Here is an 11,694-nt window from a genome sequence, read left to right on the forward strand (position 1 = left end):
TTGGCCAGGGCAGCGGCCATCATGATGTTCTCGGTGCCGGTCACGCTGACGGTATCGAAGAAGAAGTTCGCACCGCGCAAACCACCTTCCGGCGCCTTGGCCTTGATGTAGCCGCCTTCGACGTCGATGGTCGCGCCCATGGCTTCCAGGCCACGGATATGCAGGTCGACCGGACGCGAACCAATGGCACAACCGCCAGGCAGAGCGACTTCGGCTTCGCCGAAACGAGCAACCATCGGGCCCAGAACCAGGATCGACGCACGCATGGTTTTCACCAGCTCGTACGGAGCGACCAGGGTCTTGATGGTGCGCGGGTCGATTTCGACTGACAGTTTCTCGTCGATGACCGGCTCGATCCCCATGCGACCGAACAGTTCGATCATGGTGGTGATGTCGTGCAGGTGCGGCAGGTTGGCCACGGTCACCGGCCCATCACACAGCAGGGTCGCTGCCAGGATCGGCAAGGCAGAGTTTTTCGCACCGGAAATGCGGATTTCGCCATCAAGGCGGGCACCACCGGTAATAATCAATTTATCCATAAGAATCTCGACGCCTTGGGGGCTCAGGTGCGCTCGGACCAAGCCGCGCGGCTGAAAAATTTCATAGTGACCGCGTGGATGCTGCCATCGGTGATCCACGGGTTCAAATGGGCATAGATCTGCTGTTGACGCTTGACCGGGCTCAATGCCGCCAGTTCATCGCTAATCACGTTCAGCTGGAAATTGCAGCCTTCGCCTTCAACTTCTACGATCGTTTCCGGCAGCTTTCCTTCAAGGAAGCTCTTAACTTCTAGGGCCTGCATGCTCAACCTCTATCGGCGCCCAGTGCGCACGGGTCGCACATCATACAAAAAAGCCCCGCGCCTGCGAACCCCGCATAGCAGGACTCTGACGGGGGGCTTTCTTGATAATGGGTATTAAGGATGCGCCAACAGCTCAGTCAGGCCAGAGACCTGGGCAATTTCACGCATATCTTCGGGCAACGCACGAATGCTCACGGTCTTCTTGACCGCCGCCGCATCACGCATGAAGCACAGCAACAACGACAAACCGACGCTGCTGGACTTGGTTACAGCCGAACAATCCAGCACCAGCGCGGGCGCGGTACTGGCCTTGATCAGCGCCTGGCCCTGCTTGCGCAGGTCAGGCCCGGTGCGGTAATCCAGCACGCCGCTGAGCAGCAGCTCGCCGGCATCGCCAAGACGAACAGCCGACTCGGTCATTGCGCAGACTTCCCGGCTTCTTTATCGGACGTTTCCTTGGCCTTGGCGACTTCACCGGCCCAACCATTGATGGTTTTGTCCAGATCGTTGCCATTGCGCTGCATCGCATCGGCGAACTGATCACGGAACAGCTTGCCGATGTTGATACCGTTAATGATCACGTTACGCAGCTTCCACTCGCCGTTGACCTTCTCCAGCGTGTATTGCACAGGGTAGACGGCGCCGTTGTTACCTTTGACGGTCATGCCCACGCTAGTGCGGTCGCCGGACTCATCCTTTGGCGCATCGACGGTAATGCCCTGGTTGTTGTACTCCAGCAGAGCGTTGCCATAGAACTGGAACAGGCCCTTCTTGAAGTTTTCCTGGAAGGTCAGCATCTGCGCCGGCGTCGCCTTGCGCGAATATTTGACCGTCATGATGCTTTTGGAAATGCCTTCAGCATCAACCACGGGCCCGACAATGGTGTTCAGGGCATCGTAAAACCTGCTTGGGTCTTGCTTGTACTGCTCTTTGTTGGCCTTCAAGTCAGCCAGCATCCTGCTGGTCGTGTCCTGCACCAAATCGTGCGCAGAACCCGCCGCGTTGGCCATCAACGGCAGCGCTGCAAGCAGTACCAGCAGGCCACGTCGCAAGGTAGAGATCATGAACAGATTCCTCATTTGGCGTCTTTATTGACCGTATTGAGCAGGAACTTACCGATCAGGTCCTCAAGCACCAACGACGACTGTGTGTCGTGGATGGTCGAACCGTCCTTGAGCAGGGCTGTTTCCCCACCCACGCTGACACCGATGTACTTCTCGCCCAGCAGCCCCGCAGTGAGGATAGATGCCGTGGAGTCAGTTGGCAGATTATCTACCTTCTTGTCCACTTGCATGGTCACTCGACCAGTGAAGCTGTCGCGATCCAGATCGATTGCCGTGACCTTGCCGATGGTTACACCGGCCATGGTCACTTTAGCTCTGACCGTCAGACCGGCGATATTGTCGAAGTACGCGTAAAGTTTATAAGTATCGGCGGTGGGGCTGGCCGAAAGGCCACTGACTCGCAGCGCCAGTAACAGTAAAGCCAGGATGCCAGCCAGCAAGAAAAGGCCGACACCGATTTCCACAGTGCGGTTTTGCATCAGAAATCTCCAAACATCAAGGCGGTCAAAATGAAGTCAAGGCCCAGTACCGCCAACGAGGCGTACACAACGGTCTTGGTGGTGGCGCGACTGATCCCTTCTGAGGTGGGCTCACAGTCGTAGCCTTGGAATACGGCGATCCAGGTCACTACAAAGGCGAAAACAACGCTTTTTATGATGCCGTTGAGCACGTCACCACTGAAGGTCACGCTGTTCTGCATGTTGGCCCAGTAGGAGCCGTCATAGACTCCCAGCCAGTCCACCGCCACCCACGAACCACCCCAGATACCCACTACGCTGAAAATCATCGCCAGCAGCGGCAGGGAAATGAAGCCGGCCCACAGGCGCGGGGCAACAATGTACTTGAGCGGGTCCACGCCGATCATTTCCAGGCTGGACAATTGCTCGGTGGACTTCATGTTGCCGATCTCGGCGGTCAACGCCGAACCGGCACGCCCCGCGAACAACAAGGCCGTGACCACCGGGCCGAGTTCACGCAACAACGTCAGGGCGACCATCTGCCCTACCGCCTGCTCCGAACCGTAGCTGGAAAGAATATTGAAGCCCTGCAATGCCAGCACCATGCCGATAAACACGCCGGAGACGACGATGATCACCAGGGACATCACGCCGACCGCGTGTAGCTGCTTGACCAGCAACCCAAAGCCGCCGCCAATGCCGCCACGGCCGAGCAAGGCGTGAAACAGGAAAATAGTCGAACGACCCAGCACTTCGACAATGTCGATGCCTGAGCGGCCGAAAAGGCGAACCTTCTCGATAAGAGATGTCTTGCGCATCAGCGCTTCCCCAGAAGATCTGAGCGGTAGTCCGCTGCCGGAAAGTGAAAAGGCACCGGGCCATCGGGGTCGCCGGTCATGAACTGGCGAATACGCGGGTTATCGGCATTCATCAACTCTTCCGGCGTACCCTGCCCCAGCACCTGACCATCACCCACTACATAGAGGTAGTCGGCGATACTCGCGGTTTCGGCCAAATCATGGGACACCACGATACTGGTGATCCCCAGCGCATCATTGAGCAGGCGGATCAGACGCACCAGCACGCCCATGGCGATAGGGTCCTGACCGACGAAAGGCTCGTCATACATGAGGATTTGTGGGTCGAGAGCGATAGCCCGCGCAAGGGCAACACGACGCTTCATGCCGCCGGACAACTCGTCGGGCATCAGGTCGATGGCACCGCGAAGGCCGACGGCCTGCAGTTTCAACAACACAATGTCACGAATCATCTCGTCGGACAGTTGGGTATGCACCCGCAGCGGGAAGGCTACGTTTTCGAAAACGTCGAGGTCGGTGAACAGCGCACCGCTCTGGAACAGCACACCCATGTGCTTGCGCGCATCGAACAGATCGCTGCGCGACAGCGTCGGCAGGTTCTGGCCGTTGACCCACACTTCGCCAGCGCTGGGGCGCAACTGCATGCCCATCAGGCGCAGCAGGGTGGTCTTGCCACAACCGGAAGGCCCCATGATGCCCGTGACCTTGCCGCGGGGAATGCGAATATCGACGTTATTGAAGATGCTGCGCGTCCCGCGCTTGAAGGTAAGACCCTTCAGCTCGACCGCGTAGGCGTTATCGGCACTCATCTAATCTCCTTGGGATGCAGCCTTTCACTCAGACACCATGATTGCGACTTTCGTTAGCAACGCCTGCGCAATAATTATCCACATGGGCTGGGCGGACCGAACTGGCGGCGAACTATATCACTGCTGGTACAGAGCGCCCAAGGCCGGAACAGCCCTCGTTCAGATTCACGACAGGGAAAAAGCGTTGCTGAGCATGAATCTCAAGCCTTCAGCGAATAAAGCCTGACGAACTTGCGTGAGGGAATTGATCATTACCGCTATAATCGCCGACTTTTCGTCAGGCTATACGATTTCAGACATGAGCCAATCCAGCGATCTCATTCAATCCGCACAACGCACCATCCGCCTCGAACTGGAAGCCGTAGAGGGCTTACTGGCCCATATCGACGCGGATTTCGTACGCGCCTGCGAGATGATTCTGGCTAGTAAAGGCCGCGTTGTCGTGGTCGGCATGGGCAAATCCGGCCATGTCGGCAACAAGATTGCCGCCACTCTGGCAAGCACCGGCACCACGGCTTTTTTCGTACACCCGGCCGAAGCCAGCCATGGCGACATGGGCATGATCACCAAGGATGACATCATCCTGGCGCTGTCGAACTCCGGCACCACCAACGAAATCGTGACCTTGCTGCCGCTGATCAAGCGCCTGGGCATCAAGATGATCAGCCTCACCGGCAACCCGGAATCGACGCTGGCCAAGGCTGCCGAAGTCAATTTGAACGTGCATGTGGCCCACGAAGCGTGCCCACTGAACCTGGCACCCACCTCTTCCACCACCGCCGCCCTGGTCATGGGCGATGCCTTGGCTGTGGCCTTGTTGGAAGCTCGCGGTTTTACCGCTGAAGACTTCGCGTTTTCCCACCCGGGCGGTGCCCTCGGTCGTCGCTTGTTGCTGAAAGTGGAAAACGTGATGCATGCCGGCGATGAACTGCCCCATGTCCAGCGCGGCACGCTACTCAAGGACGCGCTGATGGAAATGACCCGCAAGGGCCTGGGCATGACCGTAATCCTGGAGACCGATGGACGCCTGGCCGGAGTCTTCACAGACGGCGACCTGCGCCGCACCCTGGACCGCACCATCGATATCCACACCGCGACCATCGATGCGGTGATGACGCCCCACGGCAAGACAGCTCGCCCTGAGATGCTGGCGGCCGAAGCCTTGAAGATCATGGAAGACCACAAGATCGGCGCACTGGTGGTTGTCGATAGCCACGATCGCCCGATTGGCGCATTGAACATGCACGACTTACTGCGTGCGGGAGTGATGTAAATGACCGACGGCCTGTTGCAACGCGGTAAAAACATCAAATTGGCAATTTTCGACGTTGACGGCGTGCTGACCGACGGTCGCCTGTATTTCCTCGAAGATGGCAGCGAATTCAAGACCTTCAACACACTCGACGGCCAGGGCATCAAAATGTTGATGGCGGCGGGTGTGCAAACGGCGATTATCAGCGGTCGAAAGACACCGGTGGTGGAACGCCGCGCACAAAACCTGGGTATTCCTCACCTGTATCAGGGCCGCGAGGATAAACTAGTGGTTCTGGACGAGCTTCTTGGCCAACTGAACCTAAGCTATGAGCAGGTCGCCTACCTGGGCGATGACCTGCCCGACCTGCCGGTCATTCGCCGGGTGGGCCTGGGCATGGCCGTCGCGAACGCCGCAGCTTTTGTGCGTGAACACGCCCATGGCATAACCACCGCCCGTGGCGGTGAAGGTGCCGCCCGCGAGTTCTGCGAATTGATCCTGCGCGCCCAGGGCAGCCTTGAAGCGGCCCACGCCGCCTACCTATAGAGCGTTTTATGCTGAGCAAAAAGATTCGCAACTTCCTGTTATTCGGGGTCATCGCCGCGATCTTCCTCGCGGTGGGCTACTGGAATATCAGCCCGGAGCGCTTTCTCGACAAACCTGTCGTGCAGGTTGACGAAGGCGTCATCGACTATTACGCCACCAATGCCTACAGCGTGCAGTTTCTACCTGATGGCAAGGTGCAGTACGAGATGACGGCCGACAAGGTCGAACATTTGAAGGCCTCCGAGGTCACCTTGCTGACCAACCCGGACATGAACCTGTATCGGGGTACCGAGTTCCCATGGCATGTCACCAGCCTGCGTGGCGAAGTCAATCCCGATGGCACCCAGGTAGAACTGATTGACTCGGTACGCGTTGCGCGCACCGACGAGCAGAAGCGCGACACCATTATTACCAGCAGTCGCATGACCGTATTCCCACAACAGCAATATGCGCAGACCGAGCAAGACGTTAGAATCGACGGTGCTGGCGGTGTATCGACTGGCAAGGGAATGAAAGCGTATTTGAAAGAAAGCAGGATACACCTGCTATCGAACGTAAGAGGACAGTATGAGGCTCGTTAAAACCCTCCCTATTTTGCTCGGTCTGGGCGCAGCACTGGGAAGCGTGAGCGCCTGGGCTCTGCCGAACGATAGCCAGCAACCGATCCATATTCAGGCCAACGATGCCCAATTGGACGATAAGAAAGGCATTGCGACCTACACAGGTGATGTCATCATCACCCAAGGTTCGATGAAGATCACCGGCAATACGGTAACCCTGACGCGCACCCCGGCTGGCGACATTGACGTGGTGACTTCGGTGGGCAACCTGGCTTACTTCGAGCAGAAACAAGCCGCCGCCGACCCAGGACCGATGAAGGGTTACGGCAAGACCATCCAGTACCATGCCCAGCAAAACCGCATCATCTTGATCGACCAGGCCAAGGTGATCAGCACCGACGGCAACTCCACGGAAGGTGAAAAAATCACCTATGACACCGTGAAGCAGATCGCTAACGCCGGTCGCGCCAATGGCAACAAGGTCACCGCACCTCGCCCGCGTGTCGACATGGTTATCCAGCCGAAGAAGAAGGCCGAGTAATGGCGACCCTGAAAGCCCAGCATCTGGCCAAGGCCTATAAAAGCCGTCAGGTCGTGCGCGACGTCAGCCTGTCGATCGACAGCGGCCAGATCGTCGGTTTGCTCGGCCCCAACGGTGCCGGCAAGACCACCTGCTTCTATATGATCGTCGGCCTGGTCCAGGCGGATCAGGGTCGTGTATTGATCGACGACCTCGACGTCAGCCACCAGCCTATGCACGGTCGTGCGCGGGCTGGTATCGGCTATCTTCCCCAAGAAGCATCGATCTTCCGCAAATTGTCGGTGGCCGACAACATCATGGCGATCCTCGAGACCCGCAAGGAGCTCGACCGTGATGGCCGCCGCAAGGAGCTGGAAAGCCTGCTGCAAGAGTTCCATATCAACCACATTCGCGACAACCTCGGCATGAGTTTGTCCGGTGGTGAGCGTCGCCGGGTGGAAATCGCCCGCGCCCTGGCCACCGCGCCGAAGTTCATCCTGCTGGATGAACCCTTTGCTGGCGTCGACCCGATTTCGGTTGGCGACATCAAGCAGATCATCCATCATCTCAAGGCCAAGGGCATCGGCGTGCTGATCACCGATCACAACGTTCGCGAGACCCTCGATATCTGTGAAACTGCCTATATCGTCAACGATGGCCAACTGATCGCCGAAGGCGACGCCGAGACCATCCTGGCCAACGAACTGGTCAAGGAAGTGTACCTGGGCCACGAGTTCCGCCTGTAAGCACCGAGATGTCACGGCTGTTTGCCAAAGCGCGCGGGAGTCAATAAAAACCTCAGGTTTTTTATTGTTACCGCGCTCTAGGCAAAGCCCCCGATATCAGGCATATAATTTGCTTATGTTTGGCGCTCACGCGCTCTGTCGTGGATGGCGCAATGCGCCGGCGAATAAGGTGTTAAGCCCCTGCCATGAAACCATCGCTAGTCCTGAGAATGGGCCAGCAGCTGACGATGACACCGCAGCTGCAACAGGCCATCCGCCTGCTCCAATTGTCGACCCTGGACCTGCAACAGGAAATCCAGGAGGCCCTGGAGTCGAACCCGATGCTCGAACGCCAGGAAGAAGGCGACGACTTCGATAATGCAGACCCGCTGGCCGACAACATCGAGCAAAAACCCAATTCCGACGTGCAGGAACCCTCCTACCAGGAAACCGCCCCTACGGTGGACAACCTTGAGGACGGCGAATGGAACGAACGCATTCCCAACGAACTTCCCGTGGATACCGCCTGGGAAGACGTCTACCAGACCAGCGCCAGCAGCCTGCCCAGCAATGACGATGACGAGTGGGACTTCACCACCCGCACGTCCGCCGGCGAGAGCCTGCAAAGCCATTTGTTGTGGCAGTTGAACTTGGCGCCGATGTCCGACACCGACCGCTTGATCGCCGTCACGCTGATCGATTGCATCAACAACCAGGGCTACCTGGACGAAACTCTTGAGGAAATCCTCGAAGCGTTCGACCCCGAGCTGGATATCGAGCTGGATGAAATCGAGGCAGTTCTGCACCGCATCCAGCAGTTCGAGCCCGCCGGCATCGGCGCCCGCACCCTCGGCGAATGCCTGCTGCTGCAACTGCGCCAGTTGCCTGCCAAGACCCCTTGGCTCGCTGAAGCCCAGCGCCTGGTTACCGACTACATCGACCTGCTCGGCAGCCGAGACTACAGCCAACTGATGCGCCGCATGAAGCTCAAGGAAGATGACCTGCGCCATGTGATCGAACTGGTGCAGAGCCTCAACCCGCGCCCCGGCTCACAGATCGAGTCCAGTGAAGCCGAGTATGTCGTTCCCGATGTGATCGTCCGCAAAGACAACGAACGCTGGCTCGTCGAGTTGAACCAAGAGTCGGTGCCGCGCCTGCGCGTCAACCCGCAATATGCCGGTTTTGTACGCCGCGCCGACACCAGCGCCGACAACACCTTCATGCGTAACCAGTTGCAGGAAGCGCGGTGGTTCATCAAGAGCCTACAAAGCCGCAACGAAACCCTGATGAAGGTGGCCACCCAGATCGTCGAGCACCAGCGCGGCTTCCTGGAGTATGGCGACGAAGCGATGAAACCGCTTGTTCTGCACGATATCGCCGAAGCGGTGGGCATGCACGAATCGACGATCTCCCGGGTGACCACGCAAAAATTCATGCATACCCCACGGGGTATTTATGAGTTGAAATACTTTTTCTCCAGCCACGTCAGTACCTCCGAAGGCGGCGAATGCTCGTCCACGGCAATCCGCGCGATCATCAAAAAACTGGTTGCCGCGGAAAATCAGAAAAAGCCATTGAGTGACAGTAAGATCGCTGGTTTACTGGAGGCACAAGGCATTCAGGTCGCCCGTCGAACCGTCGCCAAGTACCGCGAGTCCCTCGGGATCGCGCCTTCCAGCGAGCGTAAGCGTTTGATGTGACGGGCGGGCCAAAGCGTTCCAGTGGCAGGCACCTTTGCCTGCCGCTTTATGCACTGGCAACGAAGGAGAAGCTGTATGCAAGTCAACATCAGTGGACACCAGCTGGAAGTCACCAAGCCCCTGCGTGAATACACCGAAAGCAAGCTGAACAAGCTTGCGGGGCATTTTGACAAGATCACCAACGTGCAGGTCATCATGGAGGTCGATAAGCTCAAGCAGAAAATCGAGGCCACCCTGCACGTACCGAATGCCAAGCTCGTCGCCAATGCGGAACATGAAGACATGTACGCGGCGATCGACTCGCTCTACGACAAGCTGGACCGCCAACTCATAAAGCATAAGGAAAAGAATCTGCACCTGATGCAAGGTACAGGTCGTTAACTCTCCCCCCATGATCCGACTTGAAACCATCCTGACCCCCGGCCGTTCCCTCGTGAACGTGCCGGGTGGCAGCAAGAAGAAAGCCCTCGAACAAATTGCCAACCTGATCGCACGCGAAGTGCCGGATCTGGAGATGCAAGATGTCTTCGACGCGCTGATCGCCCGTGAAAAACTTGGCTCCACCGGTTTTGGCAACGGCATCGCCATTCCTCACTGCCGACTCAAGGGCTGCGAAACACCCGTCAGCGCCCTGCTGCACCTGGAAGCTCCCATCGATTTCGACGCCATCGACGGCGCCCCGGTCGACCTGCTGTTCGTTCTGCTGGTCCCGCAAGCCGCCACCGATGCGCACCTGGAACTGCTTCGGCAGATCGCCAGCATGCTCGACCGCAAGGAAGTACGCGACAAACTGCGCAGTGCCAGCAGCAATGAGGCGCTCTATCAGGTTGTCCTGGATGAACAAAACGGGCAGTAATCATGCGTTTGATCATCGTCAGCGGCCGTTCCGGCTCAGGTAAAAGCACTGCCCTCAACGTACTTGAGGACAACGGTTTCTATTGCATCGACAACCTGCCCGCCGGCCTGCTGCCTGAATTGGCGGAACGAGCGTTGATCCACACCGAACTGGCGCAGCCGTTGGTGGCCGTATCGATTGATGCGCGTAACCTGCCAAGCCATCTCTCGCGGTTCCCGGAACTGCTGGAGGAAGTGCGGGCCAAGCATATTCATTGCGATGTGTTGTACCTGGATGCCGACGAAGAAACGCTGCTCAAGCGCTTCTCCGAAACCCGTCGACGTCACCCTCTGAGCAGCGCCCATCGCTCCTTGGCAGAAGCCATCGAGGACGAGACCTCGTTGTTGGGGCCGATCATCGACCTGGCCGACCTCAAGATCAATACCACCGACCTCAACCTGTACCAACTGCGCGATGCCATCAAGCTACGCCTGCTGAATCAACCGGAACCAGGTACGGCATTTCTTGTGGAGTCCTTTGGCTTCAAGCGCGGGATGCCGGTAGATGCGGATCTGGTGTTTGATGTGCGTTGCCTGCCCAACCCATACTGGAAACCAGAGCTGCGTGATCAGTCCGGGCTGGATCAGCCTGTGGCGGAATACCTTGCCGCACAGCCGGATGTGGAAGAGATGTTCCAGGACATTTCCAGCTACCTGCTCAAATGGTTGCCGCGCTTCGCCGCGAGCAATCGGGCCTATGTCACGATTGCCATTGGTTGCACCGGAGGCCACCACCGTTCCGTCTATCTAACCGAACGCCTGGGCCAGGTTTTGCAACAAACCCTCAAGAACGTCCAGGTCCGCCACCGCGACCTTAGCTGAAAGGAACACCCCCGCGATGCCCGCTCTGGAAATTGAAATCATCAACAAGCTGGGCTTGCATGCCCGGGCCTCCGCCAAGTTCGTCGGCGTTGCCGGGCAGTTCCCCTGCCAGATTCGCGCCGGGCGCACCCCCGAGTCCATGGTCGATGGTAAAAGCATCATGGCCATGATGATGTTGGCTGCCGGCAAGGGCACCAAGATTCACTTGAAGACTGAAGGCGAGCAGGAACAGGAAGCGATGGATGCCTTGGTGAAACTGATCAACAATTTCTTTGATGAGGGTGAGTAAACCTACCCTTTAAGAACGGCGTGAAGCTGCAACGGCTTCACCCCAACGCAGTATCCATGACCATCATCAGGCAAAAACCGATGCACAGCCCCAGGCTGGCAAGCTTTTCGTGACCATTGCGCCGCGACTCGGGGATCACTTCATGCGTCACCACCAGCAACATCGCCCCCGCAGCCAGGGCCAACCCTAAGGGCAGTAGCACTTCGGCAAGACTCACCAACCAGGCACAGAGCACCGCAAATACCGGCTCCACCAAGCCTGACGCCGCTCCGATCAAGAACGCCCTGACCCGCGACATTCCAGCCCCCGCCAGTACGAGTGCAATCACCAGCCCTTCAGGCACGTCCTGCAGAGCTATGCCCATGGCCAGGCTGTCGGCATCTGGCATACCGCCGCCTGCGGAGACGCCCACCGCCATGCCTTCCGGAATATTGT

Annotated in this window: 17 protein-coding genes and 1 pseudogene; 10 read left to right on the plus strand and 8 right to left on the minus strand. The window is 58.0% G+C overall.

Going from position 1 to position 11,694, the window contains the following annotated elements:
- The 7 genes and pseudogenes from ACRESD_RS08775 to ACRESD_RS08805 form a co-directional block, all read right to left on the minus strand.
- Positions 1-539, minus strand: a pseudogene (locus tag ACRESD_RS08775) (UDP-N-acetylglucosamine 1-carboxyvinyltransferase); the annotation flags it as partial.
- Positions 540-562: 23 nt separating this feature from the next.
- Positions 563-802: a BolA family protein gene (locus ACRESD_RS08780; protein WP_060754955.1), complete on the minus strand. Its 240-nt coding sequence runs from the start codon at positions 800-802 to the stop codon at positions 563-565.
- 114 nt (positions 803-916) lie between these two features.
- Positions 917-1,222, minus strand: coding sequence for an STAS domain-containing protein (locus tag ACRESD_RS08785; RefSeq protein WP_431750563.1), 306 nt, complete (start codon positions 1,220-1,222; stop codon positions 917-919).
- Positions 1,219-1,866 carry an MlaC/ttg2D family ABC transporter substrate-binding protein gene (locus ACRESD_RS08790; RefSeq protein WP_431750564.1) on the minus strand — a complete coding sequence of 216 codons (648 nt, stop codon included), beginning with the start codon at positions 1,864-1,866 and terminating at the stop codon, positions 1,219-1,221. Before ACRESD_RS08790 ends, ACRESD_RS08785 begins: the two co-directional genes overlap by 4 nt.
- An 11-nt stretch (positions 1,867-1,877) precedes the next feature.
- Positions 1,878-2,345 (minus strand): outer membrane lipid asymmetry maintenance protein MlaD, encoded by a 468-nt coding sequence (gene mlaD / locus ACRESD_RS08795; protein WP_005784855.1) that lies wholly within the window; start codon positions 2,343-2,345, stop codon positions 1,878-1,880.
- Positions 2,345-3,142 carry a lipid asymmetry maintenance ABC transporter permease subunit MlaE gene (gene mlaE, locus ACRESD_RS08800; RefSeq protein WP_431750565.1) on the minus strand — a complete coding sequence of 266 codons (798 nt, stop codon included), beginning with the start codon at positions 3,140-3,142 and terminating at the stop codon, positions 2,345-2,347. Before mlaE ends, mlaD begins: the two co-directional genes overlap by 1 nt.
- Positions 3,142-3,951 (minus strand): ATP-binding cassette domain-containing protein, encoded by an 810-nt coding sequence (locus tag ACRESD_RS08805; protein ID WP_003171811.1) that lies wholly within the window; start codon positions 3,949-3,951, stop codon positions 3,142-3,144. Before ACRESD_RS08805 ends, mlaE begins: the two co-directional genes overlap by 1 nt.
- 298 nt (positions 3,952-4,249) lie before the next feature.
- On the opposite strand from ACRESD_RS08805, the gene ACRESD_RS08810 reads away from it, so the two are divergent.
- The 10 genes from ACRESD_RS08810 (at position 4,250) to ACRESD_RS08855 (ending at position 11,259) form a co-directional block, all read left to right on the plus strand.
- Positions 4,250-5,224: a KpsF/GutQ family sugar-phosphate isomerase gene (locus ACRESD_RS08810; RefSeq protein WP_431750566.1), complete on the plus strand. Its 975-nt coding sequence runs from the start codon at positions 4,250-4,252 to the stop codon at positions 5,222-5,224.
- Positions 5,225-5,749 carry a KdsC family phosphatase gene (locus ACRESD_RS08815; RefSeq protein ID WP_431750567.1) on the plus strand — a complete coding sequence of 175 codons (525 nt, stop codon included), beginning with the start codon at positions 5,225-5,227 and terminating at the stop codon, positions 5,747-5,749.
- A gap of 8 nt (positions 5,750-5,757) precedes the next feature.
- Positions 5,758-6,330 carry an LPS export ABC transporter periplasmic protein LptC gene (gene lptC, locus ACRESD_RS08820; protein ID WP_123714596.1) on the plus strand — a complete coding sequence of 191 codons (573 nt, stop codon included), beginning with the start codon at positions 5,758-5,760 and terminating at the stop codon, positions 6,328-6,330.
- Positions 6,317-6,850, plus strand: coding sequence for a lipopolysaccharide transport periplasmic protein LptA (lptA, locus tag ACRESD_RS08825; protein WP_431750568.1), 534 nt, complete (start codon positions 6,317-6,319; stop codon positions 6,848-6,850). Before lptC ends, lptA begins: the two co-directional genes overlap by 14 nt.
- On the plus strand, positions 6,850-7,575 hold the full coding sequence (gene lptB, locus ACRESD_RS08830) for an LPS export ABC transporter ATP-binding protein (protein WP_005784841.1): 726 nt from the start codon (positions 6,850-6,852) through the stop codon (positions 7,573-7,575). Before lptA ends, lptB begins: the two co-directional genes overlap by 1 nt.
- A gap of 185 nt (positions 7,576-7,760) precedes the next feature.
- Positions 7,761-9,254 carry an RNA polymerase factor sigma-54 gene (locus tag ACRESD_RS08835; protein WP_431750569.1) on the plus strand — a complete coding sequence of 498 codons (1,494 nt, stop codon included), beginning with the start codon at positions 7,761-7,763 and terminating at the stop codon, positions 9,252-9,254.
- A 75-nt stretch (positions 9,255-9,329) separates the two neighbouring features.
- Positions 9,330-9,635 (plus strand): ribosome hibernation-promoting factor, HPF/YfiA family, encoded by a 306-nt coding sequence (gene hpf / locus ACRESD_RS08840; protein WP_003171804.1) that lies wholly within the window; start codon positions 9,330-9,332, stop codon positions 9,633-9,635.
- A 10-nt stretch (positions 9,636-9,645) separates the two neighbouring features.
- Positions 9,646-10,110, plus strand: coding sequence for a PTS IIA-like nitrogen regulatory protein PtsN (gene ptsN, locus ACRESD_RS08845; protein WP_061435337.1), 465 nt, complete (start codon positions 9,646-9,648; stop codon positions 10,108-10,110).
- Positions 10,111-10,112: 2 nt separating this feature from the next.
- Positions 10,113-10,970 carry an RNase adapter RapZ gene (rapZ, locus tag ACRESD_RS08850; protein ID WP_431750570.1) on the plus strand — a complete coding sequence of 286 codons (858 nt, stop codon included), beginning with the start codon at positions 10,113-10,115 and terminating at the stop codon, positions 10,968-10,970.
- Positions 10,971-10,986: 16 nt separating this feature from the next.
- Complete coding sequence (locus tag ACRESD_RS08855; protein ID WP_049709983.1) at positions 10,987-11,259, plus strand: HPr family phosphocarrier protein; 273 nt, start codon at positions 10,987-10,989, stop codon at positions 11,257-11,259.
- Positions 11,260-11,296: 37 nt separating this feature from the next.
- Here the strand turns inward: ACRESD_RS08855 and ACRESD_RS08860 are convergent.
- The coding region (locus tag ACRESD_RS08860; protein WP_431750571.1) for a ZIP family metal transporter at positions 11,297-11,694 on the minus strand (398 nt) is incomplete at its 5' end.

The sequence above is a fragment of the Pseudomonas sp. genome (assembly GCF_050739995.1).
Lineage (GTDB): Bacteria > Pseudomonadota > Gammaproteobacteria > Pseudomonadales > Pseudomonadaceae > Aquipseudomonas.